The sequence below is a fragment of the Ruegeria sp. G5 genome, from assembly GCF_056533365.1.
The window spans coordinates 252,666-279,642 of record NZ_JBQFOK010000003.1; the positions used below are offsets into that span (position 1 = coordinate 252,666).

The following is a 26,977-nucleotide window of genomic DNA, read 5'->3' on the forward strand; positions in this document are numbered from 1 at the left end:
GCAACCGACCCCCTCGGGCGGACACGAACACCACATGTGAGGGTATGATGACCAAAGAAACAAGATCCCAAGTAAATGACTCTGAAAGCAACAAGGCCTCTCAGTCACGGTTGCAAAAATGGATGGATGCTAAAATGCGTCGTTGGGCGGGTCGCGGGTTGGGTGGAGGTCTCGCATCAACTTTGCTTGCACTTCCGGCATTTGCACAAGCCACCATTGAAGAACTCTATGCGTTTCAGTTTGCCGACACCATAACTGGGGTTCGCTCCGTGAAACTTCTGGAGAACGGTGACGTTCTTTTGAAAATGACGGATGGTCGAAAAATAGTTGTGGAAGCAGAAAACGTTCAGGTTCTGGACAGCGGTGCGATCATGATTGCAGAAAGCGCAGTGGCTGAAATTGCCCAGTTCAGTCTTGCTGCCGAAGCGGGCGGCGCAGCGGCAGCAACCGGCGGCATTAGTGGCGCAGGGCTTGCACTTGGCGGTTTGGGGCTGGCTGGAGCTGCCGCCGCGGGAGGCGGCGGTGGCGGTGGAGGTGGTGACGAAGATACGACACCCACGCCCCCCCCTACTCCAACGTATCCGCACTTGAATCTTGCTGGCGCACAGGCCGACGCAATCAGTAGCGCTGCGCTGAAAATAGCGGCTCCTGCAGACACCGCCGCTGTCGAGGTTGTCATTGGCTCATTTACGGCTCCGGCAATCCTGAATGATGACGGAAGCTGGAGTTTGTCACTCACACAAGATCAAGCTGAGAACCTGCCTCAAGGCGTCACAGACATCACGGTGCGAAGCCTGGACTCGGAAGGCAATGAGTTGTCAGTCGATAGTGTAAAACTCGATGTCGATACGGTGCCACCAACAATATCCATCACTGGGTTTTCCAGTGGCGTTACACTGAACGCGGCCGAACAGGCCTCGAACCTCGCTATCACGGGTGCGACAAATGCAGAAAACGGACAAACTGTGACTGTCACCGTCGACGGTCAAACCTACAAGGGCAGCGCGGAAGGCGGAAAGTGGAAAATCGAGGTACCTGCTGCCGATGTCGCCCAATTAGCAGATTCGTCGACAATCGTGGTGACAGCCGACGTCTTGGATGAAGCTGGCAATCCTGCAACTCAGGCAAGTTCCAGTTTCCTGACGGATTTCACTGCGCCGACCGTCTCGATAGATCAGGTTGCTGGCGGTTCGATTGATCTGATTGACGTAATCGGCGACCTGACCGTGTCTGGGTCAACTTCCGCAAGTGACGGACAGAACGTTGCCCTGACATTCAACGACCAAACTTATACCGCGACCGTTTCAGGTGGGAGCTGGAGCGTTGACATACCAGTAGCTGACCTATCTGAACTATCGACAGGGATACCAGCGTCCTTCAGCGCCGTTGTAAATGATGCCGCAGGTAATGTGTCTCTTCCAGCGACGGCTTTCGTGCCAGTTGATCTTACTGGACCATCAATCAGCATTTCTCCAGTGTCGAGCGACGGCGTACTAAATGCTGCGGAAATTGGATCTGACCTGTTGATTTCCGGTTCTACAGGCAACGTGCCGGACGGGCAGCAGGTCACCGTCATGCTGGATGGCCAGTCTTATACCGGAATGGTGTCCGGTGACAGCTGGAGCGTGACTATACCATCCATGGATCTCGTCAACTTGGCGGACGGCGGATCGTTTACGATTACTGCTGATGTCTCTGACACTGACGGCCTTCCGGCACCTCAGGCAAGCGTCCCCGTCGAGAAAGACGTATCCGGCCCAAGCCTGAGCATTGATACCCTCTCCGCTGGTTCGGTATTGAATTCTGCAGAGGCCGCTGTAGACCTCGTAATTTCCGGTTCGACAGACGCCGAAGATGGCCAAATCGTCACTGTTGCCCTGAATGGCAGTAGCTATTCGGCCACGGTCTCGGGAGGGAATTGGAGCGCTACAGTCCCATCCGCCGACTTAGTCGCAATGCCCGACGGAGCAACAATAGCTATAACTGCTGATGTATCCGACGCTGCCGGAAACCCCGCACTTCAAGCAACTGATAGCTTCGCGACCGATTTTACAGCTCCGATGATTTCAATCGCCAGTGTTCTAGATGACGGCATTATGAATGCTGTGGAACAAGGCACAGACCTAACAATAACCGGAACGTCTGACGCTGTGGACGGAACGGTTATCGCGGTAGAAATCGTTCAACCCGATGGCACGGTGGACATTTCTGGAACAGCCACAGTCGCTAGCGGCAACTGGAGCTATACAGCCACAGTCGCAGAACTCGGCGGTTTACAAGACGGTATAGCCTACCAGGTCAGTGCCAGCGTCGAGGATGCCGCCGGAAATACCGCCAGCGACACTGAAAGCTTTTCCACTGATTTCACCGCCCCATCGATTACTATGAATGCGTTGCCCGTCGGCGCAACATTGGACATCACCGAAACCAGCAATGATCTGACTGTCTCGGGAACAACAAATGCCGGGGACGGACAGACTGTCACAGTTACTCTCAACGGTCAGACTTATACCGGGGTCATCTCAGGAGGAACCTGGTCAGCAACACTACCTGCAGCTGACTTGGCAGCGCTGCCCGACAGCAGCAATTTTGTGGTTTCCGCGACTGTAAACGATGGTGCTGGCAACGTGTCAACACCGGCCACGGCAAGTCTGGCAACCGATCTGCGACCTATTCTCAATATCGACCCAGTGGGCACCAATGGCGCTATCTCTTTGAGCGATGCACAAAATGATGGTCTGACCATTTCAGGCACGTCGGTCGGCCTCGCGTCCGGACAAGTTGTCAACGTAACTCTGAACAACGGATCTGTCGGCAGCACCACTGTTGCGCCCGACGGCAGTTGGTCATTGGCGGTAGGGTCTGCCGCGTTTTCCGGGATCAACGTCGGCGACAGCATGGATTTTCAAGTACAAGCCACAGTTGCCGCGGGACCGGATCCTCTACCTGCATCCGAGCAGAACACGGCCTACGAACCAGCGGCTTATACGATCGTGGAGGCTGGAAACAACGGCACGACCATAACGTTCGAAATCTATGCCGACCCCGACCGTGATATTTCCAGTGGGTTGGCCGTTACTGCTGAGTTAGGTTTCGATCCCACGGTCGTTACCTTCGACAACGGATCAGATGTCGAAAACAGCGCATTTGATCTGTTCCTGACCAACCCTGTGAACGGTTCTACAATCAGTTTCGGGGGTGCGGCCGCCGTCTTTACTGACCTTTCCCAACCGCTGGTCACCTTTACGATGACGGTTCAAGACGCCACTCAACCAGTTGAGCTGTCCATTACAACCCCCGATGGCGGTCCAACTATGTACGTCTTAGGCACCGGCGCAAACGATACGCTAGTCGCTTCGGATTTGGACACAGTGATCCGCGGTCAGGAAGGCAACGACTCGATAGATGTCTCCGATGCAGGGCGAGACGTGGTCGTCTTTGAAGCAGACCCTTCCACAAACGGTTTGGATACCATTACAGGATTCACACTAGGCCCTGCTGCAGATGTCTCGGACGCTTTGATGTTCAGCGGGTTGGACGTTAGTTCTCTCAGAGGCAACGGAACAGAAGTGGAAACCCTGGCAACGGGTGGCACCTTGGGAACGAACACGGGCGTTGTCGGGCTGACTACAGTACTTGATGATCTTTCTTCCGCAACAGTTGAAGCCGCGGTTGAGAGCTTCATCGGCACCCAAGCAGGAGATGAGATCTTCGTTTTGGCAACTGACGGCAATGACAGTGTATTGGTCAAGGTTGACTATTCCAACCCAACCACTGCCTCAATTGACACTATGGCCCACTTCGACGGGTTGGATGATCTAAGCGGTCTGACATCTGACAATATTCTGCACACCGACCCAACTGGCGCGACGGCCTGATCCTATTTGCCCTGCTGGCCTCAAATGCCGGCAGGGTTACTCAATTAAAACAGGCTGCCAGGGGAAATAAATTTCGTTCCAATAACTTATGTCAGTTGCAGAAACCGAAGTTGGTCGCGATTTACCAACTACTTTTTCGCGAACGAACAATTTGAATCCGAGATCGTCCATATCGAAGCCGTGCAGGTAGCAGCGGCGTTTCCGATTAAATTCCAAAAGATGGTTATCGCATTGTACCGAGAGCGTTGTTCTCTTTAACGCAAGAGGGCAAATCTGCCTTCGTCTCGCCAGGTGGGCGTTGGCTTTCGGGTTACGTGCTATTGGCTCTTAGCTGTCTCCAGTTTCAACTTGGCTATTACGCTCCACGCGCAGTAAGCAGAAAACTCCATTTGTTTGTAGACTAAGCTTCGGGACTGGTCGGGGATTGCCCGACAAAAGAAGCATTCCTCAGTGATAGCGACAATCTGTCCAGTGAGTTGGAAAAAGGTTCAAACTTTTCTCCCAACCCTTAGAGATTTTGCTGATGAGATGAATGTCATGCGCTAAAGCCTCTCGTTGACCATGGTGCGATGCAGTTGACTTACGCGCATCTTGTTTCGCTGTCTCACTGCGCGTGGTGGGCCAACGCACAAAATGATTTGCCAACAACACCACCTCAAAAAAATTTACTGATAATTCAGGTGTTTCCGATTTCATGAAGGCCTTCGCAAACGCCCACAGCGGAGACCTATTGGAATTCAGTGAGGTGTGAAACACCAATGCTCAATCGAAACAACGCAACAAAAGCGCTTTTCTTAACGCTGGCCAGTTGGATGTCGGCCTGTGTTGCAACCCCCGATATTACCGGACTGCAAGTTCCGTTGGAAACTGGTTCAGTCGATGCAGATTCTCAAACGAAATTTCCTGAACTGTTAGAAAGTGAATTTGGACAACGCGTCAAATTCGCCGTCGAAAACAACCCAGCAAAAGCGCAAAGCGATGCGAGATACCAATCAGCGACCGCAAATCAGGTTGCCGCAAGAGGTGCATTTCTTCCCCGCGTATCCTTGGGGATGAACGCCAGAACAGAGCGTATCGACACTGATATTGCAGATGTCACTCCCTTTTTACGCGTATCGCAACTTCTCTATGACGGCGGAGCCGCGTCTGGGGACTTGGCTGCTGCAAAAGCCAGAGTTGTCGAAACGCGTGGCGAGCAACTCCAGACCGCGTCTGCCATCGCGCTGAAAGCGATCGAGGCTTATGTGGCTGTTCGGGATCATCGTGAGATTCAGAAAATCCTGGTTCGAAACGTGGAGACTCATCAGGAATTTGTCAGGCAAACGAAGGAAAGGTTTGACCAAGGGGCTGGGTCAAACGCAGACGTTTTGGCCGCAGAGTCCAGATTGGCAGATGCCCAGACACGCTTGGCTGATGCAAACGCGCGAACTGACCGTGCCGAAGCCAACTTTCGCGAAGTCTTCGGCCAAACGCCAGGTCCCTTGGATCCACCAGTTTCTGCACCACGCCTTGCGCTTTCCGATGTTCAGATCATAGAGAACAGCCCTCTGGTCCGTCGTGCAGATGCTGCACTGATCGCCGCGCGTGCTGAACAAACGGCCGCGATCGCAAGACGCAAGCCAAGTGTTGAGGTCGCCGCCTTTGCAGATCGAGATGATAACAACGACGCAAATTTCGGGATCGATATGTCTTTCAACTATGAGTTGGACAGCACAGGTCGACGGCGCGCCGCAATCTCAAACGCGGAGGCGAACGTGCGCGAAGCAGAGTTTGCACGCGAGAATGTTGTTCGGTCCATTAGACGCGAGTTAGAGTTCATTCGTTCAGACCAGCAAGCCGGAGCGGAAAGACTGCGGGCTGCCCGTATTGCGGCACAGACTAACGCCGATAACGTAACGGCCACTCGTGCCCAATTTACAATCGGGCGCCGCAGTCTGATCGAAATCTTGGACGCACAACGTGACTTTGTGAACGCTCAGGAAAGGCAGATTTTGGCAGAACAAAGCTTTTTTCTGACAGAGTATTCAATCCTCAGTTTGACTGGGGACATACTGGACTTGCTCGGGGTATCTTCTGAACAACAGGGCCAATCCCGATGAGTATCGTTCAACCTTTCCCGAACAGCCCCAGATTGACAGAGATTGAAGCTTGCCTGTTGCATGTCGCCGATCACTTGGAGTGCGCACTTACACAAACAGCTCTTTTTGCCAATCAATCTGGAAGAACCGAGGAAGCCAACATTCGAGATGTAGTTGACGCAGCGCAAACTGCGGGGCTTCAGACCGGGTACGGCAACAGGAAACTAAACGACTTCGATGACAGTTTGACGCCTGCAATCCTTCTGTTGGAGAACCAACGCGCTGTAGTATTTCACGGGCGTTCAAAATCAGGCAAAATTCTAATTTTCGATCCGAGTCTTGGTGATGAAATTGGCCAGATTGCAGAAAGCAAACTAGACAATTCGTATACCGGGTATGCCATTTTATTTCGAAGGGCCCATGAGCGAGACCCGGGCCTAAACGGAGCAAACGCTCAAGGGCACTGGTTCTGGGCAGCAATGCTGGCTAACCGTTGGTCGTATACTCAGGTCATTTTGGCTGCTGCGTTGGCTAACCTGCTTGGTTTGTCGACATCGGTTTTCATTATGGTGGTCTATGACCGTGTATTGCCTAACGAAGCAACAGAATCTCTGATCGCACTTACAATGGGCGTTGGTTTGGCGCTGGTATTCGACTTCCTCCTTAAACTATTGCGTGCCGGATTCATCGACCGCGCAGGACAAAAGGCAGATATGCTGATGGGCCGCCGGATATTTGCGCAGTTGTTGAACATCAAAATGCGCTCCCGGACGGGATCTACCGGCGCAATGACCAGCACGATCCGAGAATTCGAAACTCTGCGTGAGTTCTTTACTTCGGCAACACTGGTGGCATTGGTCGATCTGCCCTTCATTGCACTGTTCATCTTGGTAATACATATGATCGGGGGTCCGCTCGCCTTGGTTCCCGCCTTAGCAGTCCCAATCGTCTTGGTGACGGGCCTCCTGATACAACCGTTTCTCTCAAGATTGGCAGATGATAGCTTCAAAGACGGTCAGTCGAAACAGTCCGTCTTAGTTGAAACGGTGTCAGGACTTGAGACAATCAAGACAACGACAGCGGCGCTGCAAATGCGGTCACGCTGGGAAGCCGCGATTGAGCGGCAATCATCACACGGCACGCGCAGTCGAGCAATAACTCAATTCGCCCTGAACTTGACGGGTTTCACTCAACAAGCCGCGCAAGTGCTGATCGTGTTTTTTGGTGTATTTCTAATCTCTGATGGCCAAGGAAGCATGGGCGCGTTGGTCGCATCTGTCATGTTGACCGGCCGTGCCCTCGCACCGCTTGGGCAGCTTGCTCAAACTCTGACGCGCGTAAATCAGGCCAAAAGCGCTTATCGAAATCTGAACGCTCTTATGAGCGCCGAGAACGAAAGGCCGCAAGGACGCAAATGGATCAGTCGCCCAACTTTCACAGGCCAAATTTCGTTTAAGAACGTGTGCTTTAGCTATCCCGACCAAACCGACAACACCCTTTCAGACGTATCGTTTGAGATCAAACCCGGCGAAAAAGTTGCGATTTTGGGCCCGATTGGATCCGGGAAAAGTACGATCGCGCGCCTGCTTCTTGGTCTCTACGAACCGCATTCAGGCTCAATCGCAATGGATGGCATTGATGTTCGCCAGTTGGATCCAGGTGATCTGAGGCAAAGTATTGGTTCTGTTTTGCAGGATGTCTGGCTGTTTTCAGGCTCTATCCGCGACAACATCGCCAGCGGCAGTTTTCGCGCGCGCGACGAGGATATCCTTCAAGCAGGGCGGATTGCAGGCGTTGATGCGTTCGCAGCACATACCTCAAACGGATATGAGATGATCTTATCTGAGAGAGGAGAAGGACTGTCCGGAGGGCAACGACAATCCATCGCCCTCGCAAGGGCTTTGGTCGGTCAACCTCCGATCCTGCTGATGGATGAGCCGACAAGTGCCATGGACATAAAGACAGAAACGGAAGTCATCCAACGCCTCAAACAATCAACTGCTGAGACAACGACAATAATTATCACACACAAGCCAAGCCTATTGGCCCTTGTTGACCGTGTGATTGTTGTCGAAGCCGGTCGGATAAAGGTGGATGGACCCAAGAGTTCGATAGTGAAATACGCTGAGAAAAGCAGAGGGCACCTAAATGTCGCGACATCATGACTTGGCCAATCTGGCTCGCGAGATGCGCGGAAAGTCACCGTTGCGAGGTTCGTTACTGCTGCTTGCCATTTTTGGCTGCCTTGTGAGTGCGGGGGGGTGGGCCTATCTGACAGAGCTGGACGATGTAACGCGCGTTGACGGCAGGGTCGTACCCTCTGCCGATGTTCAGGTTATTGAAGCGACAGAAGCCGGGGTTCTTCAATCTCTGTATGTCAGCGAAGGTGAAATCGTCGAAAAGGGTGCGTTGTTGATGGAATTTGATGCCACCCAGATCGATAGCCAATTCAGTCAGGAACAACAACGCGCGTTTGGATTGATGGCCCGCGCTGAGAGGCTACAGGCAGAAATCGAAAGAAACGCTCTGGTTTTTTCCCCAGAGCTCATAGACGGAGCACCAGACGTAATCCGATCGGAAACGGCACTGTACCAAGGACGCCAGGCTGAACTACGCGCTGAAATCGCAATCCTCGAGCGGCAAAGACAACAACGACAGCGAGAATATGAAGAAGGGCTGGTTGATAAGGTTACAGCTGATGAAACACTCAGGATACTCGCTGAGGAACGCGCAATCATGACGCCGTTGGTGGAACAAAGGATGGAACCTGCCACCACATTGCTTTCGTTACGACGCAGTGAGGCGGAATGGATGGGTAGAAAGACCAGAGCCACAGCAGTAACTAACAGGTTGCAAACCGGGCTCGACGAAATTGACGATCGCATCAACGCAGCACACAGCCGGTTCAGAAGTGCCGCGCTAACAGACCTGGCAATAACAACCGCGGAGCTTGCAGCCCTGAAACCTGTATTGCCAGCTCTGCAGGATCGGGCAAACCGCGCTTTGGTCAAAGCCCCGGTACGTGGCATCGTCAATCGGATTCACCGAACCACGATCGGGGGGTTAGCGCGCAGTGGTGAAGAGCTTGTTGAATTGGTCCCTTTGGATGACAGACTAATGGTGGAAGCCTACGTCAGACCCGAAGACATTGCATTTTTGCACGCCGGGCAACCTGTCAAAGTGAAACTGACAGCGTATGATTTTGCCCGTTACGGCGCACTTGATGGTGAAATCACACGAATAGGGGCCAACACAATTACCCGATCTGAACGCAATGATGAGCAAGTCTATGTCGTGGAAATTGAAACCCGTCAGTCCATCTTGGATGCCAATGGTGTAGCTGTCGAGATCATTCCCGGAATGATTGCCGAGGTAGACATTCTTTCTGGTCGAAAAACCGTATTGGAATACCTGATGCAACCGGTCGTCAAAGTTAAGGAGCGGGCACTACGAGAATGATTTGCCCGCTCTAGTTTCCGCTCAAACCTTTTTAATTTCAAAATTAATTGGGTTTCTAGGTTTCTTTGTTCAGCGCCACTCGACGTCGCCTAAGAAAATGTAACCCGCACCGTAAATGGTTTTGATCAACCGTGGATTCTTGGGATCCTCACCCAATTTGGTACGCAAACGCGATATGCGCACATCCATTGCCCGATCAAAACTGTCACCGGCTGCACCACCTAACGCTTCTTGCATCTGAGCCCTGCTGATCAAACGCTTTGGGCTTTCGAGAAACAAACGCAGCACCTCGCCTTCGGCATGACTAAACGGTGTTTCAGCGCCGGAGACGTCTTCCAGCACATAACGATCAAAATGCGCCGTCCATCCGTTAAAGCGGGCCAGATCTGAATGGGTCATCTGGGTTCTTGGCGATCGCAACCGAGCGCGAATTCTGGCTACAACCTCGGCCGGGTCGAAAGGCTTTGTGATATAGTCGTCGGCACCCAACTCCAACCCGGTTACCCGGTCCTGGACTTGCGCACGCCCCGAGATGATTATCACCGCTGCACCTTGCTCGAGCGCAAGACGATGTACCAGCGCCAACCCATCCGTGTCGGGCAAAGATAAGTCCACAAGGCAAACATCGGGGGTTACGCGCTTCAGCGACGCTTCGAACTCGCGCGCACGAGAAAAGCTTTGGGTACGAAACCCGGCATCCTGAAGCGCATCCGTCAAAATCCGCCTGATCTCGGGTTCATCGTCAACAATGGTAACCAAAGGCTGAGTCATCAGGCGGCCTTGCTTCTGATCAAGGTAGACAATTGAGCACGCGTAAAGGGCTTTCGCAAGACCGGGGCAAGTGTCAGCGCTTGTCGGTGCAAAGGGTCGGTGTACGGGAGTGATGTCATCAAAATACTAGGCAAAGATGGCGGCAGTTCATCTAGCAAGTCCAAGCCGGTCTCCGCCCCTTCCAACCGAATGTCGGAAAGGACAAGGGCAATATCATCGATATTGGCCGCCAGTCCCAAGGCCTCATCTTTTGTTGTCGCTTCGATCACCGAGAATCCAAGATCCACCAGCATCTCACGGAACTGGCTGCGAAGATCGTCATTGTCTTCCACCAACAGAACCAGCCCATCTTGTACAGGTGGAGCCGGTCGATACGGCAATCGCAAGACAACAGACGCCCCCGACGGTGTATTGCGCAGGTTTAAATCACCGCCCGCAAGTTTCACCGTGTCGTAGACCATAGGCAGCCCTAACCCCGACCCTTTGCTGCCCTTTGTCGTGAAAAATGGGTTCAGGGCCTTATCCAATGCCTCGGAAGAAAACCCGGGGCCGGTGTCGGAAACCGCTATTTCGATCCAAATATTGTCGATGGAATGCGAACTGACAGTGACCTGACCCGATCCCCCACAAGCGTCACGTGCGTTTAGAACAAGGTTTAACAAAGCATCCTGAACCATTCCGGGATCCAGCATCAGGACCTCATCCGGCAACGTGTTAACCACCGACAACCCAACGCCGCGCGGCAGCGAAGGCGACGCCAAGATGCGAAGGTCTTCGAGCAGGCTTCTCATGTCCGTAGGTTTTGGCTGCAGCGTTCGGCTGCCAGTCATATCCGCAATCCGGTTCAACAATTGCCCACCCCGCCGGGCAGTTTGCTGGGTCGCCTCGACCAATTCGCGCGCGTATTCTGGCAAATCCATTTTTTCCAAACGCGATTGCATGCCCAGAATTATCGTCAGCAGGTTAGAGAAATCATGCGCCAAACCGTTCGTCATCTGCGCCGCCATCGCGCGCCGGCGCGTCTGCTGCAATGCAACCCGGGCCTGCGTTTCTTCGGTAATATCCACCGACATAATGTAAACGCCGCCATCGCCATCAGGAGAAAAAGAAACGCGAATGCGTCTTGAACCTTGATCCTCGGTGAACTCGAACACGGAAGTTTCGCCCGCATATGCTTTTTGCAAATGAGGTTCGACCCGGACATAGGCCACTGATCCAAGAGCCTGAGAGATATGCATCCCCACGATATCAGACGGCCTACCCGGCATGACAGAGTTGAGGCGGCGGTTGGAATAGTCATAACACCCATCGGCGTTCAGATGAGCGATATGCGCCGGCATCATTTCGGTCGTCATACGCGTGCGCGCCTCAATCTCTGTCAACTGGCGCTTGGCTTCTTCCAGCGCCGAGTTGGTCGCCGCCAGTTTCCGGTTCGCTGCAGAAAGCTCCTCTGCCCTGTTCAAAAGCTGACCTGACAACTCAACGGACCGTGCTCGCAAGAGAGACTCGGCCTGTTTGGTATTGGTGATGTCAGTATAGACGGCGACCCACCCGCCTTTGGGCAGGGGTGCCCCCTCGACTGAAATCACCTGACCGTTGGAGCGAATACGTTCCAGATAGTGAGGTTCAAACGTCAAAGCCTGCTTCACGCGCCGCTCGACGATCTCATCCACTTCGGACTTGTTCCCATACTCTCCGTTTTCCGCGAGGTATCGAATTGTGTCCCGAAACAGCGCGCCCGGTTGGACCAATTCGTTCGGCAAATTGAACATGTCCTGAAAGGGTCGGTTACTGACAACCAGCCGCAACTGGCTATCGTAAATCGACAGACCTTGACCGATCAGGTTCAAACCGGCAGTTGTCATTGCCTTGATCTGGTCTTCGGTGATGTCCAATTCCAACCTCCCTAAGGTTACATGGGTAGCATTGGAACAATCACAGGTGTAGGGGGGTCGGGCGCGACAGATTGGGTTGGGCGTTTCAGTAGCGGGGTTTCAGTTTGGGCCCCTCTGGCGTGATAGAATGCAGCGAAAGTGTGTGATCCATATTGCGCATCCTGTGCCGTAACATCTGACGGCTCAGTCGCGCCAAGTCCGCCGCATAGTCAGGATTTTGCGCTACATTTTCAAGTTCACCGCGACCTTGTTGGTCAAATAGAAGCGGTGGCAAATCAGCAGCAAACTCGACAAGTGTAAACCGTTCATCGCGCAGAATGGCCAGACAAGAGTCGCTGTCACCTGTTCCAAGATGTTGCTGCCAAAGCGTCTGTTTTTGTGGATCGCCAAATTCCAACTCGCTGTAGGAATACTTTCGCCAGTTTTCCGGGGCCTCTCCTTGAAGCACTGGTATCAGCGAACGCCCGTCCATTGAGTTGGGGATCGGCTGGCCGACCCATTCGAGAATTGTTGGCGTGATATCAATGGATTCCGTTGGAGCAGACACGGTTGCGCCCGCCCTATCTTGGTTACCCGGCAGACGGATCAAAAGAGGGGTTTGGTAGGCCGCGTCATAAACCGTCATCTTGCCCCAACTGTGCCGGTCACCCAGCATTTCACCGTGGTCTGCAGTGATGATCAGCAACGTATCGTCATATTGCCCAGTGTCCTTCAGGAACTGAACAACCCGTCCAATGTGATGGTCCACTTCGCTTGCTAGACCCAGGTAGACGGATCGCAAGGTCTGGACGTTCTCAATCGTCGGTTCAATATCGTCAAAACCCAACACAAAATCCGCAGCTTTCTGTTTTTGCATCGTCGGGCGGAAGAACGGATGCATACCAGCCTCGTCTTCCCATTCCGGATGCCCAGCGGGATGCGGCAGTGCTGTTGGATCGTACATATTGTTGTAGGGTGCCGGCGCCACCAGCGGCGGATGCGGTCTGATATATGTCAGGTGCGCGAACCAATTTTGGTCGGTTAACGGAGCCAGACTGTCTAGGAAGCGATCGGTCAGAAACGCAGTATCGCTGTCTTGAGACGTGTACATGGCAGGGTCATTCAATCGGCGGTCGCTATCTTTTTCGGGGGCCGGGGTGTGCACATCCCAATAGTCGTCGAACTCATACCCTTGTTTCATGAGGTGCGAGCGCCAGGGAAAGGACTCTTCCAGCCGCATCTCAACAACTTCTTCAAAACCCGTCATTGGCTGTTCATATGACCGCAAAATTGGGTCATTGACATCATGAACCCTTGGGTCAGCCGACGTATCGGTATAGCCAAAAAGCATGGGTAAATACCCAGCTTTTCTCATTTCAGTTGCGATATTCGGCGTGTCGTGACGCAGCGGGGTTCCGTTGCGAACCGAACGATGGTTCATCGCGTATTGACCGGTCAGGATCGAGGCACGAGATGGTCCGCAGGGATTGGTTACTGAAAAATGTCGCTCAAAGGTCACCGCATCTGACATGAAAGCACGCAGATTGGGCAGATCGACATGGTCCGCCAATGCACCGGCGAGACAGTCAGCCCGGAGTTGATCGATGATAATAAACAGAACGTTTCCGGCTTGCCGCATTCCGACTTCCCTGATTCCAAAGAATTGGTTTCCGTGCGGACTTTGGCTTGGTTCCAACATAGCGGCAACAGGGCAAGTTACACAGAAAATCATATTTGTTCAGACATGAGACAAGTATGCTGTGCCCAACGCTCAAAGGCTGTTCTTTCATTGCCACACAGGCCTACCCGCCGGCAGGCAAATAGCAAGTATGTGACAAATATTCATTGCAGCCCAAGGCCGTTTCAACTCACATACGCCTATGACTGAACCTGCACTTCAACTGGACCGGGACGCCGATGGCGTTCGTATTCGGGTGTCGGGTGAATTGTTGACTCAGTCCCTCAGCGGCGTGGAAAACGCCTTTGCTGTTTTTCGTCCAGAGGGTGATCGCGTGGTTGTCGACTTGTCTGACGTTCAGGCGATGGACACGGGCGGAGCCTGGCTTGTGGCTGACCTTGCACATCGCGTCAGAAAAGCAGGCATCAATTTGCAGTTGCAGGGCGCTTTACCCGCTTATTCCGATCTCATCGACACGGTTTCCAAGAATATCCCAGATGAGGCGACCCCAGACATCCAAAAACGCAGCTTTACGGATTGGGTGGAAGGCGTCGGCAAAGGCACAATGGGCGCGTGGCAAGATACCCTTTCAATACTTGGGTTTCTGGGCTTGACCCTGCATCGCCTTGTGCGGACTTTGTTGCAGCCAAGTAGGCTAAGAGGCGCAGCGCTTGTTTCCCAAATGGAAGAGACAGGTTTCAAGGCCATCCCCATCGTTGCCTTGATGGGTTTTCTGATTGGCGTCGTCCTGGCGTTTCAGGGTGCAACTCAGCTGAAACAGTTCGGCGCTGAGATTTTTGTGGTCGAGTTGATCTCTATCTCGGTCCTTCGGGAACTGGGTGTTTTGCTGACTGCCATCATCGTCGCCGGTCGGTCCGGGTCGGCATTCACCGCCTCGATCGGGTCCATGAAGGTTCAGGAAGAAATAGACGCCATGCGGACACTGGGCCTGGACCCCATCGAAGTTCTGGTTATCCCGCGGGTTGTTGCACTGTTGATCATGTTACCGATCCTTGGGTTCATCGCTGATATCTCGGCCCTGATTGGCGGCGGATTGATGAGCTGGATTGATCTGAACGTCAGCCCGGGCATGTTCGCGACGCGGTTGAAAGAGAATACCGGCATTTGGCAATTCGCTATCGGTATGATCAAAGCCCCATTCTTTGCTTTGGTCATCGGCGTGATTGCCTGCTGGCAAGCCCTGCAAGTCAAAGGATCTGCCCAAAGCGTCGGGCAGCGCACCACAGCATCTGTTGTTCAGTCCATTTTCATGGTCATTGCCTTGGACGCGCTGTTTTCGATCTTCTTCTCAGTGATTGGGGTGTGACATGGACGGAACCGTTCTGCAACAAACCAACAAAGCGGATACTCAACGCGAGGCTGTCATCCGGGTGCGCAACCTGACAAATCAATTTGGTCCGCAAGTCGTGCATCAGAACCTTGATCTGGATGTTTGGCGCGGAGAAGTTTTGGGCATTGTTGGCGGATCAGGCACGGGCAAATCCGTTTTGCTTCGGACAATCGTCGGGCTCAACAAACCAGCGGCCGGTAATATCGAGGTTCTGGGCGTCGACGTTTTAAACGGCCCGGAACAAGAACGCCGCCGCATTGAACAACGCTGGGGCGTCGCCTTTCAGGACGGCGCTTTGTTTTCATCTTTGACAGTGCTGCAAAACGTTATGGCACCACTACGAGAACATACCGGCCTAAGCGAAAGCCTAATGTCAGCGCTTGGAAGCTTGAAGATCAGTCTTGTCGGTTTACCGCAACTCAGTTGTGACAAATTCCCTTCGGAATTGTCTGGCGGGATGCGCAAACGCGCTGCGCTGGCTCGCGCACTGGCTTTGGATCCCGAAATTGTGTTTCTTGACGAACCCACCGCCGGTCTGGATCCGATTGGGGCTGCAGCCTATGACGATCTGATAGGTGAGTTGCAGGATGCACTTGGATTGACCGTTTTCATGGTCACGCACGATCTCGACAGCCTCTATGCCATTTGCGATCGGGTCGCAGTGCTTGCCGAAAAACGCGTACTGGTCGAGGGACCGATTGAAGAAATGACCAAAGTCGATCATCCTTGGGTACAAGAATACTTCACCGGCCCTCGGGCGCGTGCGGCGCAAGAGAAAGGGCAAGACAGGTAACAAGCCATGGAAACCCGAGCAAATTATATCCTGATCGGCGCGTTCACCCTTGCGGCTATTCTAGGCGCATTCGGGTTTTTCCTGTGGCTGGCAAAATTCGAAGTATCACGCCAATACGCCTATTATGACGTGTTGTTCGAGAACGTCTCAGGCCTGTCTGCGGCCGGTGGTGTCAGTTATAACGGATTGCCTGTTGGTCAGGTCATATCGTTGGAATTGGATGAGAACGACCCGTCGAAAGTCCGCGTGCGGCTTGAAGTTGACGCTGATATTCCCGTTACCTCAGAAACCGTAGCCCAACTCCAGTCTCTGGGGGTTACTGGAGTAAGCTTTGTCGAACTGACCGGAGGGTCAGCCAATGCTGAACGGCTGCCTCAGAACAGTTTGATCCAAAGCAAACGCAGCGCGATTCAATCTTTGTTCGAAGGCGCCCCGCTGCTGATGGAAAAAGCCATCACATTGTTGGAAGACATCAACCAGGTCGTTGACGACGAGAACCGACAGGCGGTATCGCAAATCCTCGAAAACGTGGCCTCAGCAACAGGCCGTCTGGACAAAACCCTATCAGATTTTGAATCCCTTTCGGCTGATTTGGGTGGCGCGGCCAGAGAGATTTCGGCCTTCTCCAGACGGTTGGACCAACTGGCCGATACGGCAGAAACCACGCTGGAAACCGGTACAGACACCCTTAAAAGCGTGAAAACAGCGTCCGAGTCAGCCGCAAATGCACTGGATAGCGCCCAAGTTACTTTTGAGACGGCGGACCGCGTCATCCAACAGGACCTGAAGCCGTTCATCGACCGCGCATCTTCACTGGCAGACAACCTTTCTCGGTTGTCAGGCGAAGGCAGCGTGGCGATCGCGACGGTTTCTGAAACCTTCCTAAATGCGAATGAAACACTGGGCTCGATCACAGGTGCGATGGAAACCGCCGAAGGAACCCTTGTGTCGGCTCAAAAGGCATTCGACTCGGCCAACCGGGTGATTAACGAGGACGTCGGGGCCGTAGTCGACGACATACGCAATGCTGCCAATCAAGTTGCTACAACTGTTACAAGGGTCACGGATCGGATCGACGAAATATCCGCAGACATCCTGAGCGCCTCTAGATCGGCATCTGACCTATTGGCGACAATCGATGGCGTTGTGCAGGAAAACCGGCGGCAATTGTCCGACTTCCTACGCGTGGGTCTGCCCCAATTCACGCGCTTCATCGAAGAATCCCAGCGGCTCGTCATTAGTCTGGATCGCTTGGTGGATAAGGTTGAACGGGACCCAGCGCGCTTTTTGCTGGGAACCCAAGCATCGGAGTTTCGTCAATGATTAGGACGATCCTGGCGGCATTTGCCGTTTCGGCGGTAACCGGCTGTACCGGATTGGGTACGCTTCAACAGGCTTCAAAGCCAAATGACTTGTACCTGCTGACGCCCAAAAGCACGTTTTCCACCTCGTTGCCGAAGATACAAAAACAGATCGTTGTCGAAGAACCGACAGCCACTGCCGCAGTCAATACCGACCAGATCGCCGTGCAACCCTCGCCCCTACAGGTGCAATACCTGTCCAGAGCCCGCTGGGTTGATCGCGCCCCACTTATTGTTCAGGCGCTCATGGTGGAGAGTTATGAAAACAGCGGAAAAGTGGCCGCCGTCGGTCGGTCGACCGTGGGTCTACGTGCTGATTACGTAATCGTTCCCGACCTGCGTGAATTTCAGGGCATCGTCGTAAGCGAGTCTGAGGACGCGAGCTTGGTTCGTGTCGAAGTTCGAATGAACATCAAGATCATCGACGAATTTGAAGACAAAATCATCGCGTCCGACTCTTTCAGCGAATTCGTGATAGCGGAAAGCGATCAAACCCCTGATCTGGTGACAGCCTTTGATGTTGCTCTTGGAAAAACGATGCGGGATGCAGTCGAATGGAGCATTCGCAGAATCCACACCCACGCAACGAACAATCCAAGGTAAGACTGGTCACCGCGTGGGCTGAGAAAGTAAACAAGGCTATTTGGTTAGAGACTGCGCAAGGCGCATCAGAGTGACCGCCTCAGAGCGGTAACCAAACGGATCATCGCCACGGGATGTATTTGCCAAAGCGATCGCGTCTTCATAAGTCCACTCGCCCAAATACGGACTATCGCGCAACAACTGGCCAAAACCTGCAATTGCATAGGCGAACCGAACGTCTTCGGATTCGTCCCCCTGCCCAAAATAAATAGGTTGTTCCAGCAATTGGCTTTGGGATGCACCCGGCGTTTTATACCGCAATTTGAAATACCCAATTTCATCCGTCTTGTCCGCAGAGGTTTGGGTGCCGTAACGCAAAGGGCTGTAACGAACAGCATCAGATCCAATGGGCGTCACTTCATAGATCGCAGTGACCGAGTGACCTGCGCCGATGTCACCAGCATCTACTTTGTCATTGGAAAAGTCTTCGCGCCTTAATGCACGCGTTTCATATCCGATCAAACGATATTCGGCGATTTGCGCCGGGTTGAACTCAATCTGGATTTTCACATCATTGGCAATCGGAAATAACGCACCTTCCAATTGGTCAACCAGAACTTTGCGCGCTTCTCCCAACGTATCGATATAGGCGGCCTGCCCGTTTCCATTCTGAGCCAAAGCCTGCATGGTTGCGTCATCCAAGTTTCCGCGACCAAACCCCAGAACACTTAGAAAAGTACCGCTGGCGCGTTTACGCGAAATGAATTCCTTAAGTTCATCTGGATCGGCGAGCCCGACATTAAAATCGCCATCCGTTGCTAACACGACGCGCGTTACTTCACCGTCAGACGATATAGCTTCTGCCACCTGGTACGCCTGTTGCAAACCTGCCTGACCGGCGGTCGACCCACCAGCTTCGAGCCTGTCGAGCGCCGCTAATATCTTGCTTTTTTCTGATGCGGCAGTCGGTTCCAGAACCTGACCTGCGCTGCCTGCGTAGGTTACTATCGCCACCTGATCTTCCGATCGCAGCTCGGACAGCAGCAATCGGAAGGACTGTTTCAGAAGGGGCAGTTTGTTGGCATCCTGCATGGATCCAGACGTATCAATCAGAAAAACAAGATTCAGGGGCGGACGGTTCTGAACCTCTGGCACTGCACCTTGAATCGCAACATGCACCAACTGAGTGCCTTCGTTCCAGGGCGTAGGACTTACCGTAATAGAGGGGCGAAATGGAACCTGACCATCTGGCACCGGATAGTCATAGGGAAAATAGTTCACCATCTCTTCGATACGAACGGCATCCCGGGGTGGAAGATTACCACCCATCAAAGAAGATCGGACAATTGCGTATGACGCCGTGTCGACATCGATCGAGAATGTCGAAACTGGTTCGTCGGCTGTCACCTTCAATGCGTTGCTTTCCGCATTCGCAAAGGTTTCAGTGTTTGTTTCGACGGCAATCGGTTCAGATCGCGTTCTTTCAACCCGCGTTTCATTAGCGAAGCCGTCTGAAACAGACAACTCTTCGACGACCTTAGAACGACTTAAGGCTCGAAGTTCTGCAGGTGCAGGTGTTTGTGGCTCAGCTGCCAGGTCGTGCAAAGCAACCGGCGCTTCTACCAACGCATTCTCCGCCTCTGGCGATTGAGCTATCGATTGCACGGCATGGTCTTCGGACCATTGGTCTGGCTGCCGCCAAAATCCTTGGGTTTGGGGTAAAAAAACAAACAACGCGACTGCTGCAATTGCTGTCGTTGCGGTCAATGCGCTGCGGCTTGAAAGCGTATTTAACATGGATTGCGCTCCTTCTGTCATGCGGGCCAGTGGGCCTCGCCTGACAGTGGGACGGCTCTCAGGCCGCAATCCTTGGGCTTTAATGAATTTTTCGCGGGCCAAGGTTGTATTGCTCACCCGGCGCGCTGCATCCGCAGTTGGGGTCACCGCATCCATAGCCTGCTTTAGCTGTTCAAGATCATCTGTCACGGGGCCAGTTCCTCCTGTCGCAGCGCACGAAGACGTTTTCGGATTTCCGACAACCGCCACGACACCGTTCCTTCAGACACACCAAGGACCTCGGCCGTCTGAGCATGAGTCATCTCGTCTTCCAGGATCAGCGCCAGTGTATCTTGCAAGTCCTGAGGCAGGGTGCGCATGGCTTTTTGCAACCATTCGACTGCTTCTGCTGTTTCAGCGGCCTCTGCACGGCGCATATGTTCCACATCACCCCAACCGACCGAAGCGCGCGCATGACTTGCCCGCCGCCTTCGCGCGTCTTCGGCGGCATTGACAACCACACGGTATAACCACGTCGTAAACTTGGATCGGCCCCGAAAACTCAAAAGCTTTCCTGGTAAACTCACACAGATTTCCTGCGTTAGGTCTTCTGCAAGGTCTGGCACTCCGGTCAGCCGGAAAGCCAAACGGAAAACGCGATCGTAATGCCGCTGCAAAAGGGTTTCAAACGCATCCGCGTCCCCTTCTATTGCGGCTTGTGCCAAGTCCTCATCCGACGTTTTCATGCGCATCACGATGAGTAAGACGGACCACAAAGGTCAATCCTTGGCGAAACTCGATAAAAAAGTCAGAACTGTTCCGCAGATGCCATCTTCCAGTCGGCTGCGAACTCATCCGGGACAGTGTCTTTCAGCAACGCGCCGTCTTCGAGCAGAGTATATAGGTCCGCATAGCTATGCTCTCGTTCATCGGCCGTGCGGCGGCGTATGTCCGAAGGGTGCAGGTCGGAGACCTTCTCTTTGCCCATCGCCCCAAGGATTTCGCGAAAGCTTTCCAATGTTGCATCATGGTATCGATGAACACGCTGGCGTTTTTGCGGGACATTAACCGCCCTGCCCCTTATTGGATCCTGCGTCGCAACACCTGATGGGCAGCGGTTCGTGTTACAGTGCAACGCCTGAATGCATCCAACCGCGAACATCATGGCGCGAGCCGCATTGCACATATCAGCGCCAAGCGCGAACTTCTCAACAAGATCGTAACCCGTTGCAACCTTGCCTGCGCAGATGATCGTAATCTGGTCGCGCAGCCCGACGCCCCGAAGGCAGTTGTTGACGAATATCAACGCCTCGTTCAACGGCATTCCCAGACGGTTCGTAAACTCAACAGGTGCCGCACCTGTTCCACCCTCTGAGCCATCAATCGTGATGAAATCGGGTAGAATACCTGTTTCCAACATTGCCTTGCAAATGGCCATGAATTCGCAGGGCCGACCTATGCAAAGCTTGAAACCAATCGGTTTGCCATCAGACATTTCGCGAAGATGTTGCACAAAATGCAACAGCCCTGTTGGCCCTTCGAACGCCGAGTGAACCGGTGGGGATATGACATCCTGATTTACCGGCACGCCGCGAATTTCAGCAATCTCTTCATCGACTTTCGCCGCCGGCAAGACACCACCATGCGAAGGTTTCGCCCCTTGTGAAAGCTTGATTTCAATGGCTTTGACCACGTCCTTCTTAGCTTTCTCGGCGAATTTGTCCTTGTCGAATTCACCGTCGATGGTTCGGCAGCCAAAATAACCCGTGCCGATCTGCCAGATGATATCGCCGCCTTCTGCCAAATGGTGAGGCGACAGCCCCCCCTCGCCCGTGTTATGCGCGAAACCACCGTCTTTGGCACCACCATTCAGCGCCCTGATGGCATTCGCACTAAGGGCACCGAAACTCATGGCGGAAACATTCAGTCGCGAGGCGTTGTAAGGCTGCGTGCACTGCGGCCCGCCAAGGGTTACGCGTTCTTCGCTTTCGCTCACGTGTTTTGGGGCAAGAGAATGATTGGCCCTGTGGTATCCCACCGAAAGAATATCATACTGTGTGCCAAACGCCTGTGTATCCACCTGACCTTTCGCGCGCGAATAAACCAAGGCGCGAATGATCCGGTTATAGGGGCGCCCGCTTTCGTTTGTTTCCACAAAATACTGGCGTATCTCGGGGCTAACAAACTCAAGCATGTACCGAAAATGCCCCAAGACCGGGTAGTTATTCAGAACGTTGTGTTTTGTGGTCAGAATATCATAGAGACCAATCACCGCGTACGGGACCAAAAACAAAAGCAGCCAGTGCACAGGCGACCAGAAAAACCCAAACACCAAGGTCAGCGGCAGACACACGCAACTCAGGAAATAATAGAGTTTGCGAACAATCATCGGGCTCTCCTAATCTAGCAAAGACAATTATGGACCGTGAAACCAATTGGCCCCTATTTGCAAGCGTTTGTACCATGTATCACGGGAACGGGTGGTTTTGTGAAATACATGGAATACCCGGGCCGCTGGTTGATACAAAACGCACCTAATTGTATGCCGGTCAAAGTATAAACTTGGGCGCTTGTGTTGGACGATAACAAGACAAAATTGGCGGCATCAAATGCGACCTTAATGTTTGTCGCAGTGTTCGTGGGCGGTGCCGTTGGGTCCTTGCTGCGCGAGAGTTTTTCTTTGCCGATCCTGGGTGCTCCGTTTCTGACCACTACGTTTGGCATTAATGTTGTTGCCTGTTTTGTTCTTGGTTGGCTTTACTCCATTCGCAACCGAGTGCACGCACATGTTCTGCATTTCGGCGCGGTCGGGTTCTGTGGTGGGCTTTCGACGTTTTCATCCTTTGTGGCTGACCTGGTTATTATGGCGTCTCAGAACATCTGGCACGCCGTCACTGCAGCGGCTCTTGAGATTTTCGTTGGCCTCTGTGCCGCAGTGCTGGGCGAAATGTTTGGCAGGCGGGTTCTGGAAGGGAGGCAATCAGATTGACCGACTTGTTCCTGCATTTGATGTTCGGACTTGGCGGTGGGCTTGGTGCCGTTTTGCGCCATTGGATCGCCTTGGTGATCAAACACGAGCTGCCAGTCTCGACTTTGATCGTGAATGTATTGGGCAGCCTTTTGCTTGGAATTTGGGTTGGCTACCTTGGAGGTGCAGTCGAAATGGCAGAGGAACAAAAACGGCTGGTCTTCGGTTTTTGCGGTGGCTTCACCACTTTCTCAAGCTTTGCCTATCAGTCGCTCGAGCTGCGAAAAGAACGCACCATCGTTTTCGCTGCAGGCAATATTCTTCTTAGCGTTGCATTATGTTTGGGCGCGCTTTGGATTGGTCTGGCGATAATGCGATGAGGTCACATCGGATAAGTGTGCATGCGCACTGCGAGATTGCCCATGATCCAAATTGTGCCCACGATAATGATCAACAGCACCAATGTTGAAAACAGCACAAGATCCAAATCTTCGCGGCTGCTGCGTCGGCGGTCGATGTGCAGGAAATACACAAGCTGAATGATCAACTGGGCCAAACCCAGCAAACCGATCACAAGAAACACACCTTTCGTTTCGATACCAAAGACATAAGCAGTGACAAACACCAGCACTGTCATAATCAGGGAACCGCCATATCCTATGATATAGCGCCGCCTCTCACGGCGGTGCATTTCGCTCCGGTTATCCATAAGCAAGCCCCCCGAAATATACGATCGTGATGATGCCGATCCAGATCAGATCCAGAAAATGCCAGAACAGAGCCAAACGCACGACACGAGACATCAGTAAATCCGTCAGCCCAAAAATCCTGAGTTGCACGCCCAAGACAACCAACCAAATGCAGCCCGCGGCTACGTGCAAACCATGCAGAGGTACTAGCCCATAGAAAGCAGACAAAAAGCCACTCCGCTGCGGGACGCCTCCTTTATCGGCCATCGCCATAAAGTCGCTGATCTCAAGGACCAGAAAGCTGAGGCCCAGAACGAGCGTTACGCCGAACCACATCACGATACGCGAACGAGGCAGATTGTATTTCAGCGCCAGCATCGCGAGACCCACTGTCAAACTGCTGGTCAGAAGTATGAGTGTTTGGGCGAAAATGCTGTGGAGGTTAAATAACTCATGCGGCCCCGGCCCACCGGCCTGCGCATCGATCATGGTGATATAGATCGCAAACATCAGGCCGAAATAAACCAGGTCGCTCATCAGAAAGACCCAAAAGCCAAAAGTCACAACCTGACTGGCCTTGTCGGCACCCGGGTGCCTGCGACCAAGATTCAAGCCCGGATAGCTGTGCGTCGGCGCGGGCTTCATATCGCAGCCTCCATGTCGGGACAGGCCAAACCACGGTTTTCAGCAGCGGTTTCAAAATCTCGATCGACCGGAGCTGCGTTTCGAACCTCATCCAGCCACGCTTCGTGTTGCCGGCGGACTTCATCGGCTGGAATGACTTGTTCAGTGTCGGTTCTGAAGGTCCATGCGATAAACGAAAGGATGATCAAAGCCGTCATCAATGCAGCCAGCCACCAAATCCACCAGACCAGCGCAAACATCAAAACACCGCTAAGCACGCAGAGCACAAAACCAATGGCCGTGTTTCGCGGTATCACAATGTCTTCGTATGCGTCTGGTGTTGGGTAAGCACGACCAGCTTCTTTTTCTGCCGCGAAATTATCGCGATCCGTGACGTTCGGGATGACGGCAAAGTTATATGCCGGTGGGGGCGCTGGAATCGACCACTCCAACGTACGCGCATCCCATGGGTCGCCGACTGGGACACGGGTCTTTTCCCTGTCACGAATACTGACCCAAAGCTGCACCACAACCGACAGCAACGCCGCGAGGATGACCAGCGAGCCAACAGCCGCGACAATCATATAGGGATGAAAACTGGGATCTTCCCAACTGTAGGATCGACGCGGCATTCCCATCAGACCCACGAAATAAAGAGGCAAAAATGTCAGCATAAAGCCGACCGTCCAAAGAAAAACGCTGATGCGGCCCCAGCTTTCATTCAGACGAAATCCAAACGCTTTTGGAAACCAGTAATTGTACCCGGCCAACAAGCCAAACAGCACGCCCGGAAGCAGGACATTGTGGAAATGGGCCACCAGGAACAATGTGTTATGCACTTGGTAATCCAAAGTCGGGTTTGCCAGAATAACACCGCTCAGACCGCCGATTACGAACAACATCAGGAACGCCAGACCATACAGCATGGGTACAGAAAACCGGATGCGGCCCCGAAACAGGGTCGCCATCCAGTCATAGACTTTCACCCCCGTTGGGATTGCGATCAGCATGGTTGCGATGCCAAACACTGCATTGATCAACGCGCTTTGACCCATGGTAAAAAAATGATGCAGCCAGACGGTGAATGACAGTACTGCGATCGACATCGTCGCGATTACCAACGAGTTGTATCCGTACAGCCGTTTGGCAGAGAACGTCGCGAAAATCTCGGAATAAATGCCATACGCAGGCAACACCAAAAGATAGACTTCCGGATGACCAAACAGCCAGAACAAGTTCGCATAGTTCATCATGTTTCCACCCAAGTCGTTGGTGAAAAAATGGAAGTCCAGATACCTGTCGGCCGCCAGCATCAACGCCGCAACACCAAGTGGAGGCATGGCGAATATAATAAGGATTGAGCTGCAAATGATCGTCCAGCAATACATGGGCAGCCGCATGAACTTCATCCCCGGTGCCCGCAATTTATAGATCGTCACTGCAAAGTTGATACCGGTCAGGGTCGTACCAATACCCGAAATAACGATGGCCCAGATCCAGTAATCCGGCCCTACACCGGGGTTAAACGCCGCGCCGGTATAGGGTGGGTATGCTGTCCAACCTCCGGTCGAAAATTCGCCCACGACCAACGAAACCATCAACATCATTCCGGCGGAAACCGTTAGACCAAGACTGATCTGGTTCATAACCGGAAAAGCAACATCCCGCGCCCCGATCATCAGCGGCACTAAGTAATTCGCCAGCCCGAACACAAAGGGGACGGCAACAAAGAACACCATGATGGTTCCGTGCGTGCTGAAAAGCTCGGCAAAATGTTCAGCCTCCAGGAACCCATCGCCGGGGCCAGCCGCCTGCTGCGCGCGCATGACAACGCCTTCCAACACGCCCCGAGCCAGCATCACAATCGCGAAGACAATATACATGATGCCAATCTTTTTGTGGTCGGCACTGGTCAGCCAATCGCGCCAAAGCGGACCCCAAAGGCGGTAGTATGTCAGAATGGCGATAACGGCTACGGCGCCAACGATCACGACACCCGCAGCAGCATTGGCTACGATCTCGTTGGCATCGGGCGTCTGTATCAAGCCCGCCAATGGGAATGAGTCCCAGCTTAGGCGGCCAAAGAACCCCACACCCTCAGATCTCATTGGTCAACCTCCTGAGAATATGCCGCCGTGCCAGGTTGCTGATGCGGCTGCAAAGCCTGGCCACCGTGATACCTGTGCAGAATGGATTGAAATAAATCACCCTGATCCAACACGAAATACAGCGCGTCTTCCGGCATATCCTGCGTTCCCAAAGCTGCCTGCACTTCATCACGATCCGTGCGCATGGCCAATACCCCATAGGTGTCCGCATCCAACAAAACACCATTGTCGCGAACGCCCTCAACCCATGAGTTAAAGTCCTCTGTTTCCATCGCTCGTGCTTGGAATTTCTGCTTTGTGAACCCACGCCCGTTATACTGCGTGTTCTCTCCCTGCATCATTCTGGGAGCATCGGCGGAAACGTGCAGCTTGGTGGTCATGCCCGGCATCGCATAGATTTGACCGGCAATAGCAGGGATCATGAACGACTGCATCACCGTATCTGTCGTAAGCGTCATGGACACTTGTTGCCCTACCGGAATTCCCATTTCGCCAACGCTTGCAATGCCAAGATCGGGGTAGATGAACAGCCATTTCCAATCCAGGCCAACAACCTGAACGTTGAGCGCGGGGGTCTGCCCGAAATCGGCTGTGTAGGGATCCAGCCGGTGCGTGGACTTCCACAAGTAATAAGAAAGTACGGCCACTATCAGCACAGGAACGCCCCACATGACAAACTCAAGCGGACCTGAGAAGTCCCATTTGGGTCGGTAGGCCGCGGCACTGTTGCTGCGGCGGCGGTACCTGACGGCAATAAACGGCACCAAAAGAAGTACTGGGACAACGGCAATCAAGATCAAAAGCGTCGCCCGAACCAGATGCGTTTTCTGTATTGCCGCGATGGGGCCCTGCGGGTCCAGGAAACTGTCGCTGGCTAAGCCTGCTTGGGATAAAAACCCGGTTGCAAGCAACGTGGCAAACACCAGCAAAACCGCGGATGACACTTTGAACTGGGCCAAGCGAGATCATCCTCCTGCGTCGCTGGTT

21 protein-coding genes are annotated in these 26,977 nt (G+C 53.2%); 10 read left to right on the plus strand and 11 right to left on the minus strand.

Going from position 1 to position 26,977, the window contains the following annotated elements; genetic code table 11:
• Nucleotides 1–269: 269 nt before the first annotated feature.
• Complete coding sequence (locus tag ACR0BD_RS07125; RefSeq protein WP_480829654.1) at nt 270–3,878, plus strand: Ig-like domain-containing protein; 3,609 nt, start codon at nt 270–272, stop codon at nt 3,876–3,878.
• Nucleotides 3,879–4,325: 447 nt separating this feature from the next.
• Here ACR0BD_RS07125 and ACR0BD_RS07130 read toward each other — a convergent pair whose 3' ends face one another.
• Nucleotides 4,326–4,574 (minus strand): hypothetical protein, encoded by a 249-nt coding sequence (locus tag ACR0BD_RS07130; RefSeq protein WP_480829655.1) that lies wholly within the window; start codon nt 4,572–4,574, stop codon nt 4,326–4,328.
• Nucleotides 4,575–4,636: 62 nt separating this feature from the next.
• Between ACR0BD_RS07130 and ACR0BD_RS07135 the strand changes: the two genes are divergently transcribed.
• From ACR0BD_RS07135 to ACR0BD_RS07145, 3 genes are read left to right on the plus strand one after another with little or no spacing between them, the layout of a single operon-like run.
• Complete coding sequence (locus tag ACR0BD_RS07135; RefSeq protein WP_480829656.1) at nt 4,637–5,977, plus strand: TolC family protein; 1,341 nt, start codon at nt 4,637–4,639, stop codon at nt 5,975–5,977.
• A complete protein-coding gene (locus ACR0BD_RS07140; protein WP_480829657.1) occupies nt 5,974–8,121 on the plus strand; it encodes a type I secretion system permease/ATPase in 2,148 nt (715 codons plus the stop codon). Before ACR0BD_RS07135 ends, ACR0BD_RS07140 begins: the two co-directional genes overlap by 4 nt.
• On the plus strand, nt 8,105–9,415 hold the full coding sequence (locus ACR0BD_RS07145) for an HlyD family type I secretion periplasmic adaptor subunit (RefSeq protein WP_480829659.1): 1,311 nt from the start codon (nt 8,105–8,107) through the stop codon (nt 9,413–9,415). Before ACR0BD_RS07140 ends, ACR0BD_RS07145 begins: the two co-directional genes overlap by 17 nt.
• A gap of 69 nt (nt 9,416–9,484) precedes the next feature.
• Here ACR0BD_RS07145 and ACR0BD_RS07150 read toward each other — a convergent pair whose 3' ends face one another.
• The 3 genes from ACR0BD_RS07150 to ACR0BD_RS07160 form a co-directional block, all read right to left on the minus strand.
• The gene (locus tag ACR0BD_RS07150; RefSeq protein WP_480829661.1) at nt 9,485–10,186 is read right to left on the minus strand and encodes a response regulator transcription factor; all 702 of its coding nucleotides are present in this window, start codon (nt 10,184–10,186) and stop codon (nt 9,485–9,487) included.
• A complete protein-coding gene (locus tag ACR0BD_RS07155) occupies nt 10,186–12,081 on the minus strand; it encodes a PAS-domain containing protein (protein WP_480829663.1) in 1,896 nt (631 codons plus the stop codon). The genes ACR0BD_RS07150 and ACR0BD_RS07155 overlap by 1 nt, the downstream gene beginning before the upstream one ends.
• Nucleotides 12,082–12,166: 85 nt before the next feature.
• Nucleotides 12,167–13,699, minus strand: coding sequence for a sulfatase-like hydrolase/transferase (locus tag ACR0BD_RS07160; RefSeq protein ID WP_480829665.1), 1,533 nt, complete (start codon nt 13,697–13,699; stop codon nt 12,167–12,169).
• 241 nt (nt 13,700–13,940) lie between these two features.
• Between ACR0BD_RS07160 and ACR0BD_RS07165 the strand changes: the two genes are divergently transcribed.
• From ACR0BD_RS07165 to ACR0BD_RS07180, 4 genes are read left to right on the plus strand one after another with little or no spacing between them, the layout of a single operon-like run.
• Nucleotides 13,941–15,065: an MlaE family lipid ABC transporter permease subunit gene (locus ACR0BD_RS07165; protein WP_480829666.1), complete on the plus strand. Its 1,125-nt coding sequence runs from the start codon at nt 13,941–13,943 to the stop codon at nt 15,063–15,065.
• A 1-nt stretch (nt 15,066) separates the two neighbouring features.
• Nucleotides 15,067–15,882, plus strand: a complete 816-nt coding sequence (locus tag ACR0BD_RS07170) for an ABC transporter ATP-binding protein (RefSeq protein WP_480829668.1) — start codon at nt 15,067–15,069, stop codon at nt 15,880–15,882.
• Between the two features lie 6 nt (nt 15,883–15,888).
• The gene (locus tag ACR0BD_RS07175; RefSeq protein WP_480829669.1) at nt 15,889–17,205 is read left to right on the plus strand and encodes an MlaD family protein; all 1,317 of its coding nucleotides are present in this window, start codon (nt 15,889–15,891) and stop codon (nt 17,203–17,205) included.
• Nucleotides 17,202–17,846: an ABC-type transport auxiliary lipoprotein family protein gene (locus ACR0BD_RS07180; protein WP_480696919.1), complete on the plus strand. Its 645-nt coding sequence runs from the start codon at nt 17,202–17,204 to the stop codon at nt 17,844–17,846. Before ACR0BD_RS07175 ends, ACR0BD_RS07180 begins: the two co-directional genes overlap by 4 nt.
• A 36-nt stretch (nt 17,847–17,882) precedes the next feature.
• On the opposite strand, the gene ACR0BD_RS07185 is transcribed toward ACR0BD_RS07180, so the two are convergent.
• From ACR0BD_RS07185 to ACR0BD_RS07195, 3 genes are all read right to left on the minus strand, one after another.
• Nucleotides 17,883–19,778 carry a vWA domain-containing protein gene (locus tag ACR0BD_RS07185; protein ID WP_480829868.1) on the minus strand — a complete coding sequence of 632 codons (1,896 nt, stop codon included), beginning with the start codon at nt 19,776–19,778 and terminating at the stop codon, nt 17,883–17,885.
• Nucleotides 19,779–19,807: 29 nt separating this feature from the next.
• On the minus strand, nt 19,808–20,347 hold the full coding sequence (locus ACR0BD_RS07190; protein ID WP_480829869.1) for an RNA polymerase sigma factor: 540 nt from the start codon (nt 20,345–20,347) through the stop codon (nt 19,808–19,810).
• A gap of 62 nt (nt 20,348–20,409) precedes the next feature.
• Entirely contained in the window at nt 20,410–21,990 is a 1,581-nt protein-coding gene (locus ACR0BD_RS07195; protein WP_480829671.1) for an FMN-binding glutamate synthase family protein, read from the minus strand.
• A 231-nt stretch (nt 21,991–22,221) separates the two neighbouring features.
• On the opposite strand from ACR0BD_RS07195, the gene ACR0BD_RS07200 reads away from it, so the two are divergent.
• Together ACR0BD_RS07200 and ACR0BD_RS07205 are read left to right on the plus strand one after the other, a co-directional pair.
• A complete protein-coding gene (locus ACR0BD_RS07200) occupies nt 22,222–22,590 on the plus strand; it encodes a fluoride efflux transporter FluC (protein ID WP_480829673.1) in 369 nt (122 codons plus the stop codon).
• Nucleotides 22,587–22,949: a fluoride efflux transporter FluC gene (locus ACR0BD_RS07205; RefSeq protein ID WP_480829674.1), complete on the plus strand. Its 363-nt coding sequence runs from the start codon at nt 22,587–22,589 to the stop codon at nt 22,947–22,949. The genes ACR0BD_RS07200 and ACR0BD_RS07205 overlap by 4 nt, the downstream gene beginning before the upstream one ends.
• 2 nt (nt 22,950–22,951) lie before the next feature.
• On the opposite strand, the gene ACR0BD_RS07210 is transcribed toward ACR0BD_RS07205, so the two are convergent.
• Genes ACR0BD_RS07210 through ACR0BD_RS07225 form a run of 4 tightly spaced genes read right to left on the minus strand, consistent with a single transcriptional unit; the run spans nt 22,952 to nt 26,949 of the window.
• Nucleotides 22,952–23,278, minus strand: coding sequence for a cytochrome o ubiquinol oxidase subunit IV (locus ACR0BD_RS07210; RefSeq protein ID WP_480696927.1), 327 nt, complete (start codon nt 23,276–23,278; stop codon nt 22,952–22,954).
• Nucleotides 23,271–23,903 carry a cytochrome c oxidase subunit 3 gene (locus tag ACR0BD_RS07215; RefSeq protein WP_480829676.1) on the minus strand — a complete coding sequence of 211 codons (633 nt, stop codon included), beginning with the start codon at nt 23,901–23,903 and terminating at the stop codon, nt 23,271–23,273. Before ACR0BD_RS07215 ends, ACR0BD_RS07210 begins: the two co-directional genes overlap by 8 nt.
• On the minus strand, nt 23,900–25,990 hold the full coding sequence (locus tag ACR0BD_RS07220) for a cbb3-type cytochrome c oxidase subunit I (protein WP_480829678.1): 2,091 nt from the start codon (nt 25,988–25,990) through the stop codon (nt 23,900–23,902). The genes ACR0BD_RS07215 and ACR0BD_RS07220 overlap by 4 nt, the downstream gene beginning before the upstream one ends.
• Complete coding sequence (locus ACR0BD_RS07225; protein WP_480829679.1) at nt 25,987–26,949, minus strand: cytochrome ubiquinol oxidase subunit II family protein; 963 nt, start codon at nt 26,947–26,949, stop codon at nt 25,987–25,989. Before ACR0BD_RS07225 ends, ACR0BD_RS07220 begins: the two co-directional genes overlap by 4 nt.
• Nucleotides 26,950–26,977: the final 28 nt, after the last annotated feature.